This is a genomic window from Halomonas sp. JS92-SW72 (assembly GCF_003547075.1).
GTDB lineage: Bacteria > Pseudomonadota > Gammaproteobacteria > Pseudomonadales > Halomonadaceae > Halomonas > Halomonas alkalicola.
Genome location: NZ_CP032147.1, coordinates 660,741 through 680,182, shown reverse-complemented (window position 1 = coordinate 680,182; position 19,442 = coordinate 660,741). Strand labels below are relative to the sequence as shown.

The following is a 19,442-nucleotide window of genomic DNA, read 5'->3' as shown; positions in this document are numbered from 1 at the left end:
CCACGGATGGCACGGCCGATGACCCCTCCTTCTCCCACGCGGCGCTCGCGTTACCCGCTCCCTCCCCTGCTGCCGCGAGTGGGTCGCTTCCTGTGGCGAGTGATCACCGCCTTCCTGCGCAACCGCGGCATCCTGCTGGCCGGTGGGGTGGGCTACAACATCCTGCTCTCCATCGTGCCGCTGTTCGCGCTGCTGGTGGTGCTGCTGGCCCGGGTGGTGGACGAGGCGCACCTGCTCGGGGTGCTGAGCATCCAGGCCCAGCACCTGGCCCCGGCCCACGCCGAGGTGCTGCTGGAGGCGGTGCGCGCCCTGCTCGACACCCGGGAGGTGATCGGCATCCTCGGCTTCCCGATCCTGCTGCTGTTCAGCTCCTTCGCCTTCCGCATGCTGGAAGACGCCCTGGCGATCATCTTCCATGCCCCGGACACCCACCACCACGGCCGCAGCGCCTGGGTCTCGGTACTGCTGCCCTATGCCTTCATGGTGGTGCTGGGGGCGGGGCTGATGGCGCTGACCCTGCTGGTCAGCCTGCTCAGCTCGCTCAACGCGCTATGGCTGGCGCTCTTCGACCGCGAACTGCCGCTGGCCGGGCTCTCGGACCCGGTGCTCAACCTGGCCAGCTTCTTCGGGGTCTTCCTGCTCTTCAGTGCCATCTACAAGGTGCTGCCGGTGGTCAAGGTCGCCCTGCGCCGGGCGGTGATCGGCGGCCTGGTGGCCGCCCTGCTGTGGGAGGGGGTGCGCCTGCTGCTGGTCTACTATTTCGCCAACATCTCCTTCGTCAACGCCGTCTACGGCTCGCTGGCCACCCTGATCGTGATGCTGCTGAGCCTGGAGGTGGGGGCCATCATCCTGTTGCTGGGCGCCCAGGTGATCGCCGAGCTGGAGCACAACGCCCGCCAGGGGCTGCCGTGGCACATCGACCCCCGCCGCCAGGCCGTCACCCGGGTGGACTAAGGGGGCAGCGCCGGGGGTGAGCAGGCCCGCAGGCGCCCTCAGCGACGGGAGGACTCCGCGCCACCCTGGCGCAGCCGGCGGATCAGACCCATCAGGCTCTTGCCACTGATCATGCCCAGCAGGTAGATCGCCACCAGCAGCAGGGCCAGGGGCAGCGACAGGCTCCAGGTCAGGAAGCGCACCTCCACCACGGCGATGTTCTGCACGAAGAGAATCAGTACCAGGGCCGTGATGATCAGCTTCACGGCCAGCAGCAGCTTGTCCATGCCCGCTCTCCTTGTCGAATCGGCCCTTCCAAGCTGGTCGGCGAACCTCGCCCTGTCAAGGCGCCCCCCGCCGCAGGGCCGGGACGCCATCAGAAGGTAGAGAGCCCGGTGGCCTCCATGATCCGGTAGCGCCAGCGCTGCCAGACGGTGGCGTCATCGTGTGCCGCGAAGGGTTCGCTGGTGGTGCGCTCCGGGGAGCTCTGCCAGCGGCGCTCGAAGAAGGCCGCGGCCTGCTCGAGGGCCGGCGAGCCGGGGGCGTCCAGCAGCCGGACGCTGGTCTCCAGGTTGAGGTTGTCGAGGTTGCGCCGGGTGAAGTTGGCCGAGCCGAGGACCAGCTCCGCCTCGCTCCCTCGGGCGGGTCGGCGCAGCAGCAGCTTGCTGTGGCACTGCTCGCCCCGGGTGGCGCACCAGCGCACCGCGATGCCCGCCTCGACGAGCTCGCGGGCCACCGGCCGGTTGGGGATGCCGCCCTTCTCCAGGCCGAAGGCATCGCGATTGAGGTCCAGCAGGGCGCGCACCTCGGCGCCCCGCTGCCTGGCCCGCTTGAGCGCCTCGATCACCTCGCGGTGGGAGAGATAGAAGACCGCCAGGTCGAGGCGATCCCCCTCGCCGCTGGCCCCGATGGCGGCCAGCAGGGCATCGCGGATCGCCCCTTCGGTGAGCACCTGTAGCCTTCCACCCTCGGGGGTGGGCGGGGCCGGCCGTGGCCCCGGGCCCGGCAGGCGGACACCGGACCAGGCGGCGACCGTGCGCTCGGAGGCCAGTAGGTCCAGGGCGGCGGCCCCCTCGAAGCGCAGGGCCACGTTGCCGTGGAGGCTGCTGGCGTCGTGGGGGTTGGCGGAGGTCACCAGCCCCGCCCAGCCCTCGCCGCGATCCACCACCAGGGTCTTGCGATGGTTGGCGTTGAAGTTGAGCATTGCCAGGTAGCTGCGCAGGGTCACCCGTCCGGGCCCCAGGGCATTGGGCAGCCAGCCGGCACGGGCGCTGTTGCCGAGCCAGCGCGGCCCAAGGTACCAGAGGCCCGACCACAGGGGGTTGGAGGCGCGTAGCCGATCGAGGTCGGTCAGCACCACCTCGATGCCGGCCTGGCGCAGCACCGCCAGGTGGTCGGGTTCGATGCCGCCGTAGAGCGTATTGAGCGGATCGCTGATCACCACCACCTCGAGCTCGGGATGGTCGCGCTTGCGCTCGACCAGAGCGTCGGTCAGCTCGGCGCTGAGGGGTCGCAGGCCGTCGGCGTCGCCGGCAAAGTCGTTGAACAGGAAGATATCCAGCACCACCAGGCGCCGGGCCTGACCGATCAGCGCCAGCACCTCGTCGAAGATGACCTGCTCGAGGCGACGCTCTCCCGCCGCATCGAACCAGGACTCGTCGGCCAGGAAGCGTACCTCATCGACCGCGCGCTGCGGCCAGGCCACGCCGACGCCCTCCGGCAGCGGCTTGACGCGCTGCCAGAGGCCCATGGCGATCCAGGCCGCCAGCGCCGCCGTAACGACCCATGGCCACATGCGCCCCTCCTCGTCTCGTCCACGTCCCGACCCTCGGGCGCTCCCCGACTCACGTACCGGGGCCCATTGGACCAAAGTTTACGTTTACGTAAGCTACCGAAACAAGCCGCCGCGTGTCGACAACAATGCCGCCATATGTCGGCGCCTTGGCGGCATTTCCCCGTCATTTCGCGACACTTCCACCAATCGCCGCAGGGATTGTCGACACTCTCGACCTGCCGGGGACGCGCCGCCTCGTTACAAGGTCGAATGTTCCCCCCCGGCGGCGCCGAGTACAAACGCCACAGCCAAGAACAACAACAGCAAAGCGAGGAATGCCCATGAACAACCAGAACCGCTGAGGTTATCGACGTGCTACTGAAACGTAAGTATGGTGAGGAACAACCCTACTGGCCGGTGGGGCCCTTCAAGGTTCGCCTCCCCTTCATCCACTTCCCCTGGGCCATCCCGGAGACCATCCAGGCGCTGGTGATGTTCGTCATCTCCCTGGGCATGATCCCGCTGCTAGAACAGTACCTCGGCATCCCCTACGAGGTGGCACTGGCCTTCGTGGTGGTCTGCGGCATCGGCTTCATCCTGCCGCCGCTGCTCGGGATTCCCTTCATCGCCGGCTGGATCACCCCAGCCATTCCGGTCGTGCTGCTGTTCATCGGCCAGTATGAGCCGGGCCCGGACGCCCTCAAGGCGATGATCGCCCTGCAGTTGATGGTCACCGCCATCTTCCTGTTCATGGCCGTCACCCGTCTGGGCACCAAGCTGGTCAACAATGTCCCCGACTCCATCAAGGCGGGCATCCTGCTGGGCGCCGGCATCGCGGCCATCAGCGGCGAGATCAGCGTGGGTGGGCGCCTCTACAATACCCCGATCTCGCTCGGCATCGGCGGCCTGATCACCCTCTACGTGCTCTTCTCGCTCTCCTTCCGCGACCTGGCCGAGAAGTACCGCTGGGCCCGCAACATCGTCGCCTACGGCATGGTGCCGGGCATGCTGATCACCATGGCCATCGGCTGGGGTGTGGGCGAGTACCCGCTGCCGACGGTGGAGTGGGGCATCGCCATCCCCGACTTCGGTGGCATCTGGGCCTACCTGCCCTTCTCCATCGGCGCACCGGGCATCGAGCTGATGATCGCCGCCATCCCCACCGCCATCATCGCCTACATCATCGCCTTCGGTGACATCATCGTCGGCCAGACCCTGATCAAGCGCGTCGACCACCTGCGCCCCGACGAGAAGATCGAGGTGGACGTGGATCGCGTGCACCTGATCACCGGCCTGCGCAACCTGATGCACTCCCTGCTGGCCCCCTACCCGGGCCTGGCCGGTCCGCTCTTCACCGGCGCCATGGCGACGGTCACCGAGCGCTACCGCTACGGCCGCAAGGCGATGGAGACCATCTATTCCGGCACCGCGGTGTTCTGGATGGTCGGCTTCTTTGCCCTCTTCCTGCTGCCGCTGGTCACCGCCTTCCGTCCGGTGCTGCCGATCGCCCTCTCCATCACCCTGCTGATCACCGGCTACCTGTGCATCGCGGTCGCCGTGGAGCAGATCAAGAACGCCACCGCCATGGGCGTGGCGGGCATCATGGGCGTGGTCCTGGCCACCCACGGCGCCGCCTGGGGCCTGGGCATCGGCCTGATCCTCTACTTCCTGATCGAGCACCGCGCCCGCAGCGTGCGCGCCGCCGAGGACGAGGAGCCGATCCACGTCGAGGATGACATGGTGGTGGAACAGGATGATGGCCGCGAGGAGATCTCCCCGGCCACCCGCTGAGCCAAGTGCCACCGGATGACCACATCCGGACCAACCGCAAGGGGCCGCTCCACCGGAGCGGCCCCTTGCGTTGCCATGCGGGCTGACCTGTCACTCCTGGTCGGGCAGATGCCCCGCAAAGCGGGCGGGATCGTCGCTGATCACGCTGGTCACGCCCCACGCCCACTGGTGGGCGAAGGCCGCCGGATCGTTGGCGGTGTAGCAGAGCAGCGGGTAGCCGGCCTCACGCACGGCCCTGGCACCGCGCCCACTCAGGCGCGTCCAGTCGGCATGCACGCTGAAGGTGTCCAGCGCCTCGCAGCGCTGCCGCCAGTCGTCGGGAATCCCCTCGAACAGCACGCCCAGGGCCAGCCGGGCGGCGGGGGCCAGGTCCCGGGCGCAGGCCAGCGCCTCGCCACTGAAGGAGGAGACGATCAGCCGCTCGGGGGACAGGACATCCAGGGCTGCGGGGACCGCCTCTTCGACCAGGGCCGCAGCGCTGCGGCCGCGGTTCACCTTGAGCTCCAGATTGAGGCCGAGCCCCAGGGCATCGACGAGGGCGAGCATCTCCGAGAGGGTCGCCATGCGCTCACCGCGGAACTCGTCGCCGAACCAGCCGCCCACGTCCAGGCGACGGGCCCGGGGCAGGTCCAGGTCCGCCAGGCGGGCGCGGCCATCGGAGCAGCGCTTGACCGTGGCGTCATGCCAGACCACCGGCGTGCCGTCGCCCAGCAGCTGGACGTCGAGTTCCACCCAGGTACAGCCCGCCCGGTGGGCGGCGCGCACCGCGGCCAGGGTATTCTCGGGGGCCCGAGCCGACAGGCCGCGGTGGGCGATCAGGCGTGGCAGGCTGATCGCGGGATGGGACGTGGCGGAATGAGGCATGAGGGGATGGGGCGTTGTGGGATAGTTCATGGGGCCTCTCGCGTCCTTGAGGGGGCCGGCCACCACGACAAGACGGCAGCGGCGACCGGAAATGGAAGCCAGCATAGCGAGATGCAGGAGCGAGGCACAGCCCCTGCGCGGCGGAATGGCGACCGAGCCTGGGCGGGCAGATATGATAGGCTTCGCGCCAACCCGTCATGGAGTGGAGAATCCGGATGAAAGTGGTGAGTCTCGAGCCCGGCGCCAGGCGCGATGCCTGCCTGGCGCGGCTGTGCGCGGCGGTCCACGGCACCCAGGCCGGCCTGGCGCCGCTGGTGGCCTTCAGCGGCACCCGTCACCTGCTGTTTCCCGCCGAGGCGGCACGGCTCTGGGCCCTGATGGACGAGCGAGGACGGCCCCTGGCGCTGGCCCTGCTGGTCATGGACGAGAGCGGCGAGGGCATGGCCGTGACCCTCGCCGCCTCCCTCGAGGAGAGCCGCGAGCCGCTGAGGCGCCTGCTCCGCGACCTGGCCCTCAACGCCCCTCTCTCGGTCACGCCCGGCGAGACCCTGGACGAGGCCTTCCTCGAGGCGTGCGGGATCACCCGCTGGGTGAAGAACGCCCAGGGAGAGCGGGTCGGGCTCGCCTTCCAGCACCCCGCGGCACTGTCGGGCCGGCTCTCCGCGCCGCTCGTCTTCGACGAGTCGGCGGTGCTGCGTCGCTTCAAGCAGGAGCGCGCCTTCTTCGAGGCGGAGAAGCAGGCCTTCGTCGAGGGGCTCGCCGACGCCTGAGCCTGCCGTTGGCGCTGCCGACTTGACCGGACACGTGAACGGCGTTTGGATATTGTCCCTATCCCGACTGTCTCTCATCCCGTCCAGCATTCTGCAAGACAAGGACTTACCAACATGGCCAAGCGTATCCAGTTTGCCCGCACCGGCGGCTCCGAGGTGCTCGAACTCGTCGATGTCTCCCCCGCCGAACCCGGCCCCGGCGAGGTGCGAATCGCCAACCGCGCCATCGGCCTCAACTTCATCGACATCTACTTCCGCACCGGCCTCTACCCCGCCCCGTCGCTGCCCTCCGGGCTCGGCACCGAGGGCGCCGGCGTGGTCGATGCGGTAGGTGAAGGGGTCAGCCACCTCGCGCCCGGCGACCGCGTCGCCTACGCCCAGGGGCCGCTCGGCGCCTATGCCGAGCTGCATACCCTGCCCGCCGACAAGGTGGTCAAGCTGCCCGATGCCATCGACTTCGAGACCGCCGCGGCCAGCATGCTCAAGGGGCTGACGGTGCAGTACCTGATGCGCCAGACCTTTCCCCTCAAGGGCGGCGAGACCATCCTGTGGCATGCCGCGGCCGGCGGCGTGGGCTCCATCGCCTGTCAGTGGGCGCGGGCGCTCGGCGTCAGGCTGATCGGCACCGTCAGCTCGCCGGAGAAGGCGGCCCTGGCCGAGAAGAACGGCGCCTGGGCCACCATCGACTACACCAAGGAGAACGTGGTCGAGCGGGTGCGCGAGCTCACCGACGGCGCCATGTGCGACGTGGTCTACGACTCGGTGGGCAAGGACACCTGGGAAACGTCCCTCGACTGCCTCAAGCCGCGCTCGCTGATGGTCAGCTTTGGCAACGCCTCCGGCGCGGTCGAAGGCGTCAATATCGGCATCCTCAACCAGAAGGGGTCGCAGTTCGTCACCCGCCCCAGCCTCAATGGCTATGCCGACACCCCCGAGCGGCTGCAGATGATGGCCGACGAGCTCTTCGCCATGCTCGAAAGCGGCAAGCTCAAGGTCGATATCTCCCACCGCTACCCGCTGGCCGAGGCCGGCAAGGCTCAGGACGCCCTGCAGGGCCGCCAGACCACCGGCTCCACCATCCTGCTGCCCTGATCACCACCCTGACCCACCCATGCAGAACGCCCGGCCAGTGGCCGGGCGTTCTGCATTGGGGTGACGCCGGAATTCAGCGCTGTCGCTGCAGCCGCCGCTGGCGAAGGACACGCCGCAGCAGCAGGGCAAGCCCGGTCACGCCCAGCACGGAGAAGGCGCCCGCCAGCAGCAGCAGCGGATGGCCGGTATGGGCATGGACATCGGGGGCGCCGTGACCCGGGTGGGCCAGGGCCGAGCCGGCGACAAGCAGCAGGCCGGTGGCCGCGGCAGCCGTGGCGGCGCGTTTCGAGAGAGACATCGAGAGTAAGGTCATGGGGGCGATCTCCTTGCCGGGGTGTCGAGTCGGTATGGGGGAGTGAATCAGGCGGTAGCGCCGGCATCGGCCTGGGGCCGGCGCTCCGGCGACCGGCGTTCCGGCAGCATGCCGCGCTCGAGGATGAACTGGATGATCGTCTCGAGGCCCACGCCGTCGTAGAGGTTGGTGAAGACGAAGGGGCGCTCGCCGCGCATCGTCTTCGAGTCGCGCTCCATCACCTCGAGGGACGCATGCACCTGCTCGGCGATATCGATCTTGTTGATGATCAACAGGTCCGACTTGGTGATGCCGGGGCCGCCCTTGCGGGGGATCTTGTCGCCAGCGGAGACGTCGATCACGTAGAGGGTGAGGTCGGAGAGTTCGGGGCTGAACGTGGCCGAGAGGTTGTCGCCGCCGGACTCCACCAGCACCAGCTCGAGGCCCGGGTGGCGCGCCTGGAGCTCCTCGATGGCGGCGAGGTTCATGGAGGCATCCTCGCGGATGGCGGTATGCGGACAGCCGCCGGTCTCCACGCCGAGGATGCGATCGGCGTCGAGGGCCTCGTGGCGCAGCAGGAAGTCGGCGTCCTCCCGGGTGTAGATGTCGTTGGTGACCACGGCGATATCGTAGTGGTCGCGCAGGGCCAGGCAGAGCTGCTTGAGCAGCGCCGTCTTGCCGGAGCCCACCGGGCCGCCGACACCAACGCGTAAACAATGGGTCATGGTCGTCTCTCCTGGTTGTGCTTCGTCAGCTTCTGGTCACATCAGCTTCTGAACAGTCGCGAATACTGGGTCTCGTGCAGGGCGCTGGCCAGGGCCAGGCCGGGCAGCGCCGGGCCGAGTTCGTCATCGGGCAGCGCCAGGGCCTCGTCGACCGCGGCGACCAGGGCCGGACGCAGCCGTTCCACGATTCGCTGGGCGGCGGTGTGGCCCAGGGGCAGCGCCTTGCAGGCCACCGCCAGCTGGTTCTCCAGCCAGGCCCAGGCGAAGCCGAGCAGCGCCTGGCGCACCGGTATGCCGCGCACCCGGGCCGCCCAGGCAAACAGCGTCACATAGCCCGCTCCTTCCGGGAGCTCTGCCTCTTCCGGCAGCAGCGCCAGGCTGCCCAGCAGCCGCTTGAGCGAGGCCCCGAGCCGCGCATCCTCGGCGGCGAGCTCCGCGGTCTCGCGGTTGGCGGCAAGCCACCGGTCCCACTCGGCCACCGCCTCGCCGTCGCCTTCCGACCAGGCGGCATGCAGACGCGAAAGCGCCGGCAGCTCGCAGCGGGTCAGGCCATCCTCGAGCACCCCTTCGAGCCAGTCGCCGAGGCTCGCCTCCTCGGTCACCCAGCCCAGCTCGAAGGCGCTCTCCAGCCCCTGGGAGAAGGCGAAGGCGCCGATGGGCAGCGCCGGGCTGACCCACTGCAGCAGCCCGAGCAGGGCCAGGTCGTCGGGTTCAGTGCTCATGGGCATGCGCATGGGAGTGGCCATGGTCGTGGTCGTGCCCGTGCCCGTGCCCGTGCGAGTGAGAGTGGCTGTGTGAATGGCCATGCCCGCCCAGCTGCTGATAGGCGCCGGGCTCCGGGTCGAAGGGAGCCCGGTGGTACTCGAGCGTGGCGCCGAGCAGCACTGCCAGCTCCTCCAGCACATGGTCCGGCGGAAAGCGCACGTAGCCACCCTGCTCGTCCTCGCCCAGCGCCAGCTGCACGTGGCGATTGCCCAGGTGGTAGGCGAGCCGCGCCAGGGGCAGACCGGGGGCGATGCGGGCGGTGACCACCGGCTCGTCGGCGGCGCGGATGCGCACGATCTCGCCGCCCTCGGCGCGCAGCCCTTCGCCGTCGCGCAGCACCGGCCCGCGGTCGAGGAAGAGGCCGAGGTCGCGGCCGGCGTCGCTTTCCGCCTTGAGGCGGCCGCGGATACGCAGCTCATAGGGCAGCGTCAGGGTATCGGTGGCCTGGTCCACCGCGATGGGGCCTAGGCGTTCGGTCAGTTTCAGCATCTTGGGCTCCTAGAACAGGTGGTAGCGCTGGGCCAGCGGCAGCTCGGTGGCGGGCTCGCAGGTCAGAAGCTCCCCGTCGCAGCGCACCTCGTAGGTCTGGGGGTCGACGCTGAGCTCGGGGCAGGCGTCGTTGAGCTTCATGTCCCCCTTGCGCACACCCCGCACGTTCTGGCACGCCACCAGCCGGCTGGTGAGGCCCAGCCGCTCGCGGATGCCCGTGTCCAGAGCCGCCTGGCTCACGAAGCTGACCCGGGTCAGGCTTGCCGCCCGTCCCAGGGCCCCGAACATTGGCCTGTAGTGGACCGGCTGGGGCGTGGGGATCGAGGCGTTGGGGTCGCCCATGGGGGCCATGGCGATCATGCCCCCCTTGAGGATCAGCGCCGGCTTGACGCCGAAGAAGGCCGGGCTCCAGAGCACCAGGTCGGCCAGCTTGCCCACCTCGATGGAGCCCACCTCGTGGCCGATGCCGTGGGTGATCGCCGGGTTGATGGTGTACTTGGCGATGTAGCGCCGGGCGCGGAAGTTGTCGGCGCCGAGCGCCTCGTCCTCGGGCAACAGGCCCCGCTGCACCTTCATCTTGTGGGCGGTCTGCCAGGTGCGGCACACCACCTCCCCCACCCGGCCCATGGCCTGGGAGTCGGAGGAGATCATCGAGATCACGCCGAGATCCTGGAGGATGTCCTCGGCGGCGATGGTCTCGCGGCGGATGCGCGAGTCGGCGAAGGCCACGTCCTCGGGGATGTTGGGGTCCAGGTGGTGGCACACCATCAGCATGTCGAGATGCTCGTCGATGGTGTTGACCGTATAGGGCCGGGTCGGGTTGGTGGAGGACGGCAGCACGTAGGGCTTGGCGCAGGCGGTGAGGATGTCCGGCGCGTGGCCGCCCCCGGCCCCCTCGGTGTGGTAGGTGTGGATGCCGCGCTCCTTGAACGCCGCCAGGGTGTCCTCCACGAAGCCCGACTCGTTGAGGGTGTCGGTGTGGATGGCGATCTGCACGTCATACCGCTCGGCCACGCTGAGGCAATTGTCGATGGAGGCCGGGGTGGTGCCCCAGTCCTCGTGGAGCTTGAGCCCCATGGCGCCGGCCTCGAGCTGGGCCGCCAGCCCCTCGGGCAGGCTGGCGTTGCCCTTGCCCAGCAGGCCGATATTCATGGGCAGCTCATCCACCGCCTGGAGCATCCGGGCGATATGCCACTCGCCCGGGGTGCAGGTGGTGGCCTTGGAGCCGGTCGCAGGCCCGGTGCCGCCGCCCAGCATGGTGGTGATGCCGCTGGCCAACGCCTCCTCCACCTGCTGCGGGCAGATGAAGTGGATATGGGCGTCGATGCCGCCGGCGGTGAGGATCATGCCTTCGCCGGCGATCACCTCGGTGCCGGGGCCGATCACGATCTCCACACCCGGCTGGGTATCGGGGTTGCCCGCCTTGCCGATGGCACTGATCCGCCCGGACTGGATCCCGACGTCCGCCTTGACGATGCCCCACCAGTCGAGGATCAGGGCGTTGGTGATCACGGTGTCCATCACCGTGGCATCGGCACGCTGGCTCTGGCCCATGCCGTCGCGGATCACCTTGCCGCCGCCGAACTTCACCTCCTCGCCGTAGTGGGTGGCGTCGCGCTCTACCTCGATCCACAGCTCGGTGTCGCCCAGGCGCACCCGGTCGCCCACCGTGGGGCCGTACATATCCGCGTAGGCCTGTCTCGAGATCTTCATGATTTGCCTCCATGGCCGCCGGAGGTGGAACCGGACGGAGCCCGCGCGGATTCGGGCGCGGTAGATAGCAGCGCACCCATGACGTCGCCGCGGAAGCCATAGATATGGCGCGTGCCGGCGAAGGGAATCAGGGTCACCTCCCGGGTCTGGCCCGGCTCGAAGCGGATCGCGGTGCCGGCGGCCACGTCGAGGCGATGGCCGCGGGTCTTGTTGCGGTCGAAGACCAGCGCCGGGTTGGCCTCGGCGAAGTGGTAGTGGGAGCCGATCTGGATCGGCCGGTCGCCGGTATTGGCCACCTCGACGGTGATCCGCTCGCGCCCCTCGCAGAGCGTGATCTCGCCGTCCTGCAATCGATATTCACCGGGAATCATGTCGTTGCTCCCTCCTGCAGCCAGTGTCAGACAATGGGGGTGTGGACGGTGACCAACTTGGTGCCATCCGGGAACGTGGCCTCCACCTGCACCTCGTGGACCATCTCGGCCACCCCCTCCATGACGTCGTCGCGGCCGAGAATCTCACGGCCGGCGCTCATCAGGTCGGCCACGCTGCGGCCATCCCGGGCGCCCTCCATGATCTCGAAGCTGATCAGCGCCACCGCCTCGGGGTAGTTGAGCTTCAGGCCGCGGGCGCGGCGGCGCTCGGCCAGCTGAGCGGCCAGAAAGAGCATCAGCTTGTCCTTGTCGCGGGGAGTCAGTTCCATGGCGTCGTCTCGTCGGTGAAGGGAATCAGGTCAGCCAGATGCGCGGGATCTGGGCCTCGAGGCCCAGCAGCCGCGGGCGCAGCACCCGCCAGGCGGCCTCGCAGAGCACCCAGGCCTCGCGGCGCTCATCGCCCAGGTAGCGCAGCAGCAGCACGCCGTGGCGTACGGTCACCGCCCAGCGGGGCGAGGCGGGAAGCGCGTCGCGCAGCGCCTCGATGGCCTCGGGTTCGTCGTCGAGGCCCACCGCCCAGAGGGTTGCCTGGACGCTGGCGCCCCCCTGCCCCCAGCGCCCCGTGAAGCGCGGGTGGGTGGGGTCCAGCGGCTGGCGCTCCAGCCACAGGGGCCGGCCGTCGCGGGTGAGGCGAAAGCGCTGCTCGAGGCGCCCCGACCGATAGGGCAGCGCACTTGCCGGGCGCCCCAGGGCCAGCACCTCCCAGCCCAGGCAGCGGGCGGCGCCCGAGAGCGCGATCTGGGTGCTCTGCTCCCCCCGGGAGCCGTCGAAGGCGATGGTCTCCTGGGGCAGCCACTCCAGGGTGCCGCCATCGTCGACCTCCAGGTGGGTGGCCTGGCGCCAGGCCACCCCGTGGCTGTCGGCGCGATAGAGCTTGTTGGCCGCCGGGGTGGTGAGCAGCGCCTGGGCGCCCGCCTCGACCCGGGCCGAGAGGGTCAGGGCATCGCCGCTGACCAGCCCCCCCGGCGGGTGCAGCAGGTAGAGGTGGCAGACGCCCGCAGGCCCCTCCGGGTAGAAGGGGCGCTGCACCCGCAGCGGCCCGCAGTGGCGCGCCCGGGTCAGCCGCGTCGCCCCGTCCCGCGCGGCGAAACGCAGCGCAAGCGTCGCCTCCCAGCGCCGCTCGGCATCGAAGCGGTGGCCGGATGCCGGCGGAGGGGTGGCAAGGGAGGGCTCGAAGGCGGTCATGGGCGGCTCTTGCGGTGGCGTCTCTGACCAGTCTTCAGCAAGGGGCGTACCAGAATGGGGAGAGCGATATATTTCCCTTATCATTCAGAAAGTTGAAATGATTGCCGGGACCAGGAAGACGGCCCCTCGCCCCCTCCCGGTGCATCAACGGAGGCCGCCGCGCACCTTGCGGGTGCACGCGCACAGGCGGGCAGGCCAGAAAGGTGCAAGACTCTCTCGATTTCGACAGTCGGGCTGCCGCAGTGACGCATAACGAGGGGCGCTGGGGGCAAGCCGAAGAGGAGGTCCTATGCCAGGGGTGAGGAGCACTGCTCCGAACGGGCTGGCCAAGGATGGCCAGCACCGGCCCTGCAAGCGGCGCAGGATGCGAGAGCGCCGCAGGGCATCGGTAGCGTACAGGCATGTATTCAGAGCGCCTCCGGAAGGCCGGCCCCGCTCGAAGGCTTGCCGACAGGTCAGCCCCGAGTGATGTAAGCCAGCTGTGACCGCCCGTCGTCGCTTCCGACCCTAGACGGTGAGGTGCTCCCTGATCAGCGCATCGGAGAGCTCGCCGATGGCCCCCTTGGCCACCGGCCGGCCGCGGTCCATGATCACAAAGCGGTCGGCGTACTTGCGGGCGAAGGGCAGCTTTTGCTCCACCAGCAGCACGGTGAGGCCGTCTTCCGCGATCAGCCGGCGGATCACCTCGCCGATAAGGGTGACGATATTGGGCTGGATGCCCTCCCCCGGCTCGTCGAGGATCAGCAGCCGCGGCTCGAGCACCAGCGCCCGGCCGATGGCCAGCTGCTGCTGCTGGCCCCCGGAGAGATCGCCGCCGCGGCGGTGCTTCATCTCCCGAAGCACCGGGAAGAGCTCGTAGATGCGCTCGGGAATCGTCCTGCGGCCGTCGCCCCGGGCGGCGAGCCCGGTGCGCAGGTTCTCCTCCACGCTGAGCAGCGGGAAGATCTGGCGGCCCTGGGGCACATAGCCGATGCCGAGGCGCGAGCGCTCCTCGACGCGCCGCTTGGTCAGCTCCACGTCGTCGGCGTAGCGGAGGCTGCCGGAGGCCACCCTCACCTCGCCCATGATCGCCTTCATCAGGGTGGTCTTGCCCACCCCGTTGCGGCCCATCACGCAGGTGCACTCCCCCGCCGGCACCGCGAGGTCGAGATCCCAGAGGGTGTGGCTCTCGCCGTAATACTGGTTGAGCTTGTCGATTTTCAGCATCACGCCATCTCCTCGTCGGCCTCGGCCCCCAGGTAGACCTCGATCACCCTGGGGTCGCTGGCCACCTGGTCCATGGTCCCCTCGGCCAGCACGCTGCCCTGGTGGAGCACCGTCACCTGGCGGGCGATGGAGCGCACGAAGCCCATATCGTGCTCCACCACCACCACCGACTGCTTGCCGGCAAGGCCGGTCAGCAGCTCCGCGGTGCGCTCCATCTCCTGCTCGGTCATGCCGGCCACCGGCTCGTCCACCAGCAGCAGGCGCGGCCGCTGCATCAGCAGCATGCCGATCTCCAGCCACTGCTTCTGGCCGTGGGAGAGGATGCCCGCCGGCCGGTCGCGCAGCGCGGTGAGACCGATGGTGGCGAGCCCCTCCTCGATGCGATCGCGCACCTCGCCGCTCATGCGGGCGGTCAGAGTCGGCAGGATGCGCTTGTCGGCGGCCATGGCAAGCTCCAGGTTCTCGAACACGCTGAGCGCCTCGAAGACCGTAGGCTTCTGGAACTTGCGGCCGATGCCGAGACTGGCGATCTCCGGCTCGTTCATCGTCAGCAGATCGTGGCGGCTGCCGAACCACACCGAGCCGGTGTCGGGACGGGTCTTGCCGGTGATGATGTCCATCATGGTGGTCTTGCCGGCGCCGTTGGGGCCGATGATGCAGCGCAGTTCACCATCGTCGATGGTCAGGTTGAGGTTGTCGATGGCCTTGAAGCCGTCGAAGCTCACCGTGACATCTTCCAGGTAGAGGATCGGGCCGTGGCGCACGTCCACGGGCGAGGCGGCGGGCACCAGGAAGTCGAAGACGCGATCGCGGTCGGCCAGGGATCTCAGGAAACTCATGGGGTCACCTCCGAGCCGGTGGCTCCGTCTTGATTGGCGGACGCGCCGGCGTCATCGTCCCGTCGGCGACGCTTCAGGCGATAGGCGAGGAGCCCCGCCACGCCCTTGGGCAGGAAGACCGTGACCAGCACGAAGAGCCCGCCGAGGGCGAAGAGCCAGGCGTCGGGCATGGCGCCGGTGAAATAGGTCTTGGCGTAGTTGACCAGTATCGCCCCGATCACCGCCCCGTAGAGGGTCGCCCGGCCGCCCAGCGCCACCCAGAGCACGATCTCGATGGAGAAGAGCGGCGAGAACTCGCTGGGGTTGATGATCCCCACCTGGGGCACGTAGAGGGCGCCGGCAAGCCCCGCCAGCATCGCCGAGACCACGAAGACGAAGAGCTGGAAGCGCTCCACCCGGTAGCCGAGAAAGCGCGTGCGCGCCTCGGCGTCACGGGTGGCCACGCAGACCCGGCCGAGCTTGCTTCCCACGATGGCCCGGCACACGACGTAGCCCAGGGCGAGGGCCACGCCGCTGGCCAGGAAGAGCCCCAGCCGCGTCTCGTTGCTTCTCAGGTTGAAGCCCAGAATCTCGCGGAAGTCGGTCAGGCCGTCGCTGCCGCCGAAGCCCATCTCGTTGCGGAAGAAGGCCAGCATCAGGGCGAAGGTGAGCGCCTGGGTGATGATGGAGAGATAGACCCCGGTGACCCGGGAGCGGAAGGCCAGGAAGCCGAACACCAGCGCCAGGGCGCCGGGCACCAGCAGCACCATCAGGAAGGCGAGCCAGGCCATGTCGAAGCCGAGCCAGTACCAGGGCAGGTTCTCCCAGCTCAGAAACACCATGAAGTCCGGCAGCACGGGATCACCATACACCCCGCGGTCGCCGATCTGGCGCATCAGGTACATGCCCATGGCGTAGCCGCCCAGCGCGAAGAAGGCGCCGTGGCCGAGGCTCAGGATGCCCAGATAGCCCCACACCAGGTCCACCGCCACCGCCAGCAGCGCATAGCTCAGGTACTTGCCGAAGAGGTTGACGGTATAGGCGTTGACGTAAAGCGGATGGCCCTGGGGCACGGCCAGGTGCAGCAGCGTCACCAGGGTCATGGCCGCCAGCAGCACGGCCAGGAAGAGCTGCGTCGAGCGCTCGCCGAAGGGGCGCGTCAGCCAGAAATGTGTGGAATGCATCGGTTAGCCCTCCGCCGCCCGGCCCTTCTGCGGGAAGAGTCCGCGGGGGCGCTTCTGAATGAACAGGATGATGAAGACGAGCACGATGATCTTGGCCAGCACGGCGCCCGCCCAGGGCTCCAGTACCTGGTTGATCACCCCCAGCGACAGGCCCGCCACCAGGGTGCCCCAGAGGTTCCCGACGCCGCCGAACACCACCACCATGAAGGAATCGATGATGTAGCTCTGGCCCAGGTTGGGCCCCACGTTGGTGAGCTGGGAGAGCGCCACCCCGGCGAGCCCCGCCACCCCGGAGCCCAGGGCGAAGGTGAGGATATCGACCCGGGTGGCGCGGATGCCCATGGAGCGCGCCATGGCGCGGTTCTGGGTCACCGCCCGCACCTCGAGCCCGAGCCGGGTGCGGCGCATGATCAGCACCAGGGCGGCGAACACCGCCAGAGCGAAGGCGATCACCACCATGCGGTTCAGGGTCAACGAGAGGGCGTCGTTGATGGCGATGGAGCCGCTCATCCACTCCGGGGAGACCACGGTGCGGTTCTGGGGCGAGATCAGGGTACGCACCAGCTGCTGCAGGATCAGGCTGATGCCGAAGGTGGCCAGCAGGGTCTCCAGGGGCCGCCCCTTGAGGAACTGGATCACCCCGCGCTCGATGGCGATGCCGGCCAGCGCCGCTACCAGGAAGCCGGCGGGAATCGACAGCACCAGCGCGAGCCCCGGCTGGCCGGGCAGCAGCTGCTGCATCATCCAGGTGGTGTAGGCGCCGAGCATGATCAACTCCCCGTGGGCCATGTTGATCACCCCCATCACCCCGAAAGTGATGGCGAGACCAATGGCCGCCAGCACCAGCACCGAGCCCAGGGAGAGTCCGAAGTAGAGGGTCTCGGCGGCGCGGTTGACCTTGAGCATCTGCTCGATCTGGTTCAAGGCGTTGCGGGCGGCATCGGCCAGCACCGGGTCGTCGCCATTGGCAGCGCCGTTGAGGGCGACGCGCACCCGGGAGTGCAGGCTGCCCTCGAGGTCGGCCACGGCGGCCACCTCGCCCTGCTCCAGGCGGTAGATGGCGAGCGCCTGGGTCAGGCGGCGGCGCACCCGGGCGTCCTCCTCGCCCTCGATCACCTCGGCAAGGGGGCCGGCCAGGTCGGCGTCCACCTCGCCGAGCAGCCGCTCGGCGGAGGCGCGGCGCAGCGCAAGGTCCGCCGAGTAGAGGTCCACCACGGCGATGGCGCTGCGCAGCTGGTTGCGCAGGGCGTTGTTGATGCCGATGCGGTCGAGATCGCGGCGGGACATCTCGCCCAGCGCCTCGCCGGTCAGGGCATCCTCCACCGGCCAGTCGCGGCCGCGGTTGTCCAGCACCACCACGAAGCGGCCGTCATCGGCGCGCTGCAGGCGGCCGTCGAGCAGGGCCTGGAGCCAGTGCCGGGCGCGCTCGTCGTCGCTTGCCACGATGGCCTCGATGGCGCGGCTCTTGGCGGGGAAGCTGTCGACGTCGAGGGCGTCGAGCAACTCGATGGCGGCGGCATCGTCGGCCGCGGGCTGGGCCTGGGCGCCCAGCGGCACGGCCAGCAGCACCAGCAGCCAGAGAAAAAGGAGACGCCTCATGGGTTCATCCTTTGGATTAGGGAGTCACTAAGGGGGTAAAGCGGGCGTGCGCCCCGCGAAATCACAGCAGGCAGCATCATTCAAGGCTGTTCCGGCGACAGGCCCCGGAGCGCAGGACCGTCGAGGGGGCGCTGTAAACCCATCCCTGGGCGCTACCGATGCCATCCCTGGCATAGGACCCCCTCTTCGACCTGTCCCCGGCGCCTTGCGCTTGATGCGACGCCGGAAGCGGGCATTACTCGGCGAGGGCGGCCTCGGCCTCCTCGGCGGCGGTGCTGCCGCCGCAGCGGCCGGTGGCCACGTTGAAGTTGCCGCAGCGCATGGGCGCCTGCCAGTCGGCCATCAGGTCACGGGAGCCGGGCAGGAAGTCGGACCAGGCGTCGCCGACCACGGTGGAGGGGGTCTGCCAGACAATATCGAACTGGCCGTTGTCCTGGACCTCGCCGATCAGCACTGGCTTGGTGATGTGGTGGTTAGGCATCATCGCCGCGTAGCTGCCGGAGAGGTTCGGCACCACCACGCCGATGATGGCGTCCTTGATGGCGTCGGGGTCGGTGGTGCCGGCCTTGCGCACCGCCTCGGCCCACATGTTGAAGCCGATATAGTGGGCCTCCATGGGGTCGTTGGTGACCGCCTCCTCGTCGCCGGTCCACTCGATCCAGGCGTCGATGAAGTCGTAGTTGGCGTCGGTGTCGACGCTCATGAAGTAGTTCCAGGCGGCCAGGTGGCCCACCAGGGGGGCGGTGTCGATGCCGGTGAGCTCCTGCTCGCCCACCGAGAAGGCGATGACCGGAATGTCGCCCGCGTCCACCCCCTGGTTGCCCAGCTCGCGGTAGAAGGGCACGTTGGCATCGCCATTGATGGTGGAGACCACCGCGGTGGGCTTGCCCTCGCTGCCGAAGCGGCGCACCTCGGCGACGATGTTCTGCCAGTCGCTGTGCCCGAAAGGGGTGTAGTTGACCATGACGTCCTCGTCGGCGATGCCGTGCTCCTCCTTGAGGAAGGCTTCGAGGATGCGGTTGGTGGTGCGCGGATAGACGTAGTCGGTGCCGAGCAGCGCGAAGCGCTCGATGCCCATCTCGTTGATCAGGTACTCCACCGCGGGGATCGCCTGCTGGTTGGGCGCGGCGCCGGTGTAGAAGACGTTCTCGGAGGACTCCTCCCCCTCGTACTGCACCGGATAGAAGAGCAGGCCGTTGAGCTCCTCGAACACCGGCAGCACCGCCTTGCGCGACACCGAGGTCCAGTTGCCGAAGACCACGTCCACCTCATGCTGGGCGAGCAGCTCCCGGGCGCGCTCGGCGAACAGCGGCCAGTTGGAGGCCGGGTCCACCACGACCGCCTCTAGCTGGCGGCCGAGGAGCCCCCCCTGCTCGTTCTGCTTGGCGATCAGCATCTCCACGGTGTCCTTGAGCACCGTCTCGCTGATCGCCATGGTGCCGGAGAGCGAATGCAGGATGCCCACCTTGATGGGATCGTCATCGGCCAGGGCCTGGCCGCCGGCCCCCAGCAGGGAGGCGGTCAGCAGCGCGGCGGTCAGGGGACGAAGCGGCAGCGACTTGCGATGGGAAGGGGTCACGAGAATCTCCTTGCTCCCCGAAGGGGGTCGTTGTTGTGGGACAAGGAGACAGTGCAAGGGGTGCGCCACAGCGGGCCATTCACGATAAAGACGTCCCAAGACAATCAGTTGGCACCAGTTGATGCGGCGCAGCAGCGTGCTTGACGCACCGCCTCGGTGCAACCGAGGACGCCGCCATGCACCGTTCGGTGCGTCGTGCCCGCCCCCTTGCGCCAGGTCAGTGCGCGGCGGA

20 protein-coding genes are annotated in these 19,442 nt (G+C 69.0%); 4 read left to right on the top strand and 16 right to left on the bottom strand.

Annotated features, from left to right (window positions below; genetic code table 11):
- Positions 1-18 precede the first annotated feature (18 nt).
- On the top strand, positions 19-954 hold the full coding sequence (locus D1793_RS03230; RefSeq protein ID WP_119020863.1) for a YihY/virulence factor BrkB family protein: 936 nt from the start codon (positions 19-21) through the stop codon (positions 952-954).
- 38 nt (positions 955-992) lie between these two features.
- On the opposite strand, the gene D1793_RS03225 is transcribed toward D1793_RS03230, so the two are convergent.
- A complete protein-coding gene (locus D1793_RS03225) occupies positions 993-1,220 on the bottom strand; it encodes a lipopolysaccharide assembly protein LapA domain-containing protein (RefSeq protein ID WP_119020862.1) in 228 nt (75 codons plus the stop codon).
- Positions 1,221-1,309: 89 nt separating this feature from the next.
- On the bottom strand, positions 1,310-2,728 hold the full coding sequence (locus D1793_RS03220; protein ID WP_119020861.1) for a phospholipase D-like domain-containing protein: 1,419 nt from the start codon (positions 2,726-2,728) through the stop codon (positions 1,310-1,312).
- 351 nt (positions 2,729-3,079) lie between these two features.
- On the opposite strand from D1793_RS03220, the gene D1793_RS03215 reads away from it, so the two are divergent.
- Positions 3,080-4,498 (top strand): xanthine/uracil/vitamin C permease, encoded by a 1,419-nt coding sequence (locus tag D1793_RS03215; protein WP_119020860.1) that lies wholly within the window; start codon positions 3,080-3,082, stop codon positions 4,496-4,498.
- Positions 4,499-4,588: 90 nt separating this feature from the next.
- On the opposite strand, the gene D1793_RS03210 is transcribed toward D1793_RS03215, so the two are convergent.
- The gene (locus D1793_RS03210) at positions 4,589-5,392 is read right to left on the bottom strand and encodes a glycerophosphodiester phosphodiesterase family protein (protein ID WP_240407760.1); all 804 of its coding nucleotides are present in this window, start codon (positions 5,390-5,392) and stop codon (positions 4,589-4,591) included.
- Positions 5,393-5,577: 185 nt separating this feature from the next.
- Between D1793_RS03210 and D1793_RS03205 the strand changes: the two genes are divergently transcribed.
- Together D1793_RS03205 and D1793_RS03200 are read left to right on the top strand one after the other, a co-directional pair.
- The gene (locus D1793_RS03205; RefSeq protein WP_119020858.1) at positions 5,578-6,132 is read left to right on the top strand and encodes a hypothetical protein; all 555 of its coding nucleotides are present in this window, start codon (positions 5,578-5,580) and stop codon (positions 6,130-6,132) included.
- A 114-nt stretch (positions 6,133-6,246) separates the two neighbouring features.
- Positions 6,247-7,224: an NADPH:quinone reductase gene (locus D1793_RS03200; RefSeq protein WP_119020857.1), complete on the top strand. Its 978-nt coding sequence runs from the start codon at positions 6,247-6,249 to the stop codon at positions 7,222-7,224.
- A gap of 73 nt (positions 7,225-7,297) precedes the next feature.
- Here D1793_RS03200 and D1793_RS03195 read toward each other — a convergent pair whose 3' ends face one another.
- The 13 genes from D1793_RS03195 to urtA form a co-directional block, all read right to left on the bottom strand.
- Positions 7,298-7,537, bottom strand: a complete 240-nt coding sequence (locus tag D1793_RS03195) for a hypothetical protein (RefSeq protein WP_119020856.1) — start codon at positions 7,535-7,537, stop codon at positions 7,298-7,300.
- A gap of 47 nt (positions 7,538-7,584) precedes the next feature.
- On the bottom strand, positions 7,585-8,241 hold the full coding sequence (gene ureG, locus D1793_RS03190) for an urease accessory protein UreG (RefSeq protein WP_119020855.1): 657 nt from the start codon (positions 8,239-8,241) through the stop codon (positions 7,585-7,587).
- A 41-nt stretch (positions 8,242-8,282) separates the two neighbouring features.
- Positions 8,283-8,963 (bottom strand): urease accessory protein UreF, encoded by a 681-nt coding sequence (locus tag D1793_RS03185; protein WP_205527619.1) that lies wholly within the window; start codon positions 8,961-8,963, stop codon positions 8,283-8,285.
- On the bottom strand, positions 8,953-9,495 hold the full coding sequence (gene ureE, locus D1793_RS03180; RefSeq protein WP_119020854.1) for an urease accessory protein UreE: 543 nt from the start codon (positions 9,493-9,495) through the stop codon (positions 8,953-8,955). The genes D1793_RS03185 and ureE overlap by 11 nt, the downstream gene beginning before the upstream one ends.
- Positions 9,496-9,504: 9 nt before the next feature.
- The gene (ureC, locus tag D1793_RS03175; RefSeq protein ID WP_119020853.1) at positions 9,505-11,208 is read right to left on the bottom strand and encodes an urease subunit alpha; all 1,704 of its coding nucleotides are present in this window, start codon (positions 11,206-11,208) and stop codon (positions 9,505-9,507) included.
- The gene (locus tag D1793_RS03170) at positions 11,205-11,579 is read right to left on the bottom strand and encodes an urease subunit beta (protein WP_119020852.1); all 375 of its coding nucleotides are present in this window, start codon (positions 11,577-11,579) and stop codon (positions 11,205-11,207) included. Before D1793_RS03170 ends, ureC begins: the two co-directional genes overlap by 4 nt.
- Positions 11,580-11,605: 26 nt before the next feature.
- Positions 11,606-11,908, bottom strand: coding sequence for an urease subunit gamma (locus D1793_RS03165; protein ID WP_110068086.1), 303 nt, complete (start codon positions 11,906-11,908; stop codon positions 11,606-11,608).
- A 25-nt stretch (positions 11,909-11,933) separates the two neighbouring features.
- Positions 11,934-12,824, bottom strand: coding sequence for an urease accessory protein UreD (locus tag D1793_RS03160; protein WP_119020851.1), 891 nt, complete (start codon positions 12,822-12,824; stop codon positions 11,934-11,936).
- Between the two features lie 507 nt (positions 12,825-13,331).
- Positions 13,332-14,030 (bottom strand): urea ABC transporter ATP-binding subunit UrtE, encoded by a 699-nt coding sequence (gene urtE / locus D1793_RS03155; protein ID WP_119020850.1) that lies wholly within the window; start codon positions 14,028-14,030, stop codon positions 13,332-13,334.
- The gene (urtD, locus tag D1793_RS03150; protein WP_119020849.1) at positions 14,030-14,869 is read right to left on the bottom strand and encodes an urea ABC transporter ATP-binding protein UrtD; all 840 of its coding nucleotides are present in this window, start codon (positions 14,867-14,869) and stop codon (positions 14,030-14,032) included. The genes urtE and urtD overlap by 1 nt, the downstream gene beginning before the upstream one ends.
- The gene (urtC, locus tag D1793_RS03145; RefSeq protein ID WP_119020848.1) at positions 14,866-16,032 is read right to left on the bottom strand and encodes an urea ABC transporter permease subunit UrtC; all 1,167 of its coding nucleotides are present in this window, start codon (positions 16,030-16,032) and stop codon (positions 14,866-14,868) included. Before urtC ends, urtD begins: the two co-directional genes overlap by 4 nt.
- Positions 16,033-16,035: 3 nt before the next feature.
- The gene (gene urtB / locus D1793_RS03140; protein WP_119020847.1) at positions 16,036-17,631 is read right to left on the bottom strand and encodes an urea ABC transporter permease subunit UrtB; all 1,596 of its coding nucleotides are present in this window, start codon (positions 17,629-17,631) and stop codon (positions 16,036-16,038) included.
- A 235-nt stretch (positions 17,632-17,866) separates the two neighbouring features.
- Positions 17,867-19,159 (bottom strand): urea ABC transporter substrate-binding protein, encoded by a 1,293-nt coding sequence (urtA, locus tag D1793_RS03135; protein WP_240407813.1) that lies wholly within the window; start codon positions 19,157-19,159, stop codon positions 17,867-17,869.
- Between the last annotated feature and the right edge of the window lie 283 nt (positions 19,160-19,442).

Excerpts from the sequence above, each read along its gene's own strand:
- D1793_RS03165 (WP_110068086.1), bottom strand. The coding sequence starts at position 11,908 with ATGGAACTGACTCCCCGCGACAAGGACAAGCTGATGCTCTTTCTGGCC.
- D1793_RS03210 (WP_240407760.1), bottom strand. The coding sequence starts at position 5,392 with ATGAACTATCCCACAACGCCCCATCCCCTCATGCCTCATTCCGCCACG.
- D1793_RS03170 (WP_119020852.1), bottom strand. The coding sequence starts at position 11,579 with ATGATTCCCGGTGAATATCGATTGCAGGACGGCGAGATCACGCTCTGC.
- D1793_RS03205 (WP_119020858.1), top strand. The coding sequence starts at position 5,578 with ATGAAAGTGGTGAGTCTCGAGCCCGGCGCCAGGCGCGATGCCTGCCTG.
- D1793_RS03200 (WP_119020857.1), top strand. The coding sequence starts at position 6,247 with ATGGCCAAGCGTATCCAGTTTGCCCGCACCGGCGGCTCCGAGGTGCTC.
- urtC (WP_119020848.1), bottom strand. The coding sequence starts at position 16,032 with ATGCATTCCACACATTTCTGGCTGACGCGCCCCTTCGGCGAGCGCTCG.
- D1793_RS03225 (WP_119020862.1), bottom strand. The coding sequence starts at position 1,220 with ATGGACAAGCTGCTGCTGGCCGTGAAGCTGATCATCACGGCCCTGGTA.
- ureG (WP_119020855.1), bottom strand. The coding sequence starts at position 8,241 with ATGACCCATTGTTTACGCGTTGGTGTCGGCGGCCCGGTGGGCTCCGGC.
- urtE (WP_119020850.1), bottom strand. The coding sequence starts at position 14,030 with ATGCTGAAAATCGACAAGCTCAACCAGTATTACGGCGAGAGCCACACC.
- ureC (WP_119020853.1), bottom strand. The coding sequence starts at position 11,208 with ATGAAGATCTCGAGACAGGCCTACGCGGATATGTACGGCCCCACGGTG.
- D1793_RS03160 (WP_119020851.1), bottom strand. The coding sequence starts at position 12,824 with ATGACCGCCTTCGAGCCCTCCCTTGCCACCCCTCCGCCGGCATCCGGC.
- D1793_RS03230 (WP_119020863.1), top strand. The coding sequence starts at position 19 with ATGACCCCTCCTTCTCCCACGCGGCGCTCGCGTTACCCGCTCCCTCCC.
- urtB (WP_119020847.1), bottom strand. The coding sequence starts at position 17,631 with ATGAGGCGTCTCCTTTTTCTCTGGCTGCTGGTGCTGCTGGCCGTGCCG.
- D1793_RS03185 (WP_205527619.1), bottom strand. The coding sequence starts at position 8,963 with ATGAGCACTGAACCCGACGACCTGGCCCTGCTCGGGCTGCTGCAGTGG.
- ureE (WP_119020854.1), bottom strand. The coding sequence starts at position 9,495 with ATGCTGAAACTGACCGAACGCCTAGGCCCCATCGCGGTGGACCAGGCC.
- urtD (WP_119020849.1), bottom strand. The coding sequence starts at position 14,869 with ATGAGTTTCCTGAGATCCCTGGCCGACCGCGATCGCGTCTTCGACTTC.
- D1793_RS03220 (WP_119020861.1), bottom strand. The coding sequence starts at position 2,728 with ATGTGGCCATGGGTCGTTACGGCGGCGCTGGCGGCCTGGATCGCCATG.
- D1793_RS03195 (WP_119020856.1), bottom strand. The coding sequence starts at position 7,537 with ATGACCTTACTCTCGATGTCTCTCTCGAAACGCGCCGCCACGGCTGCC.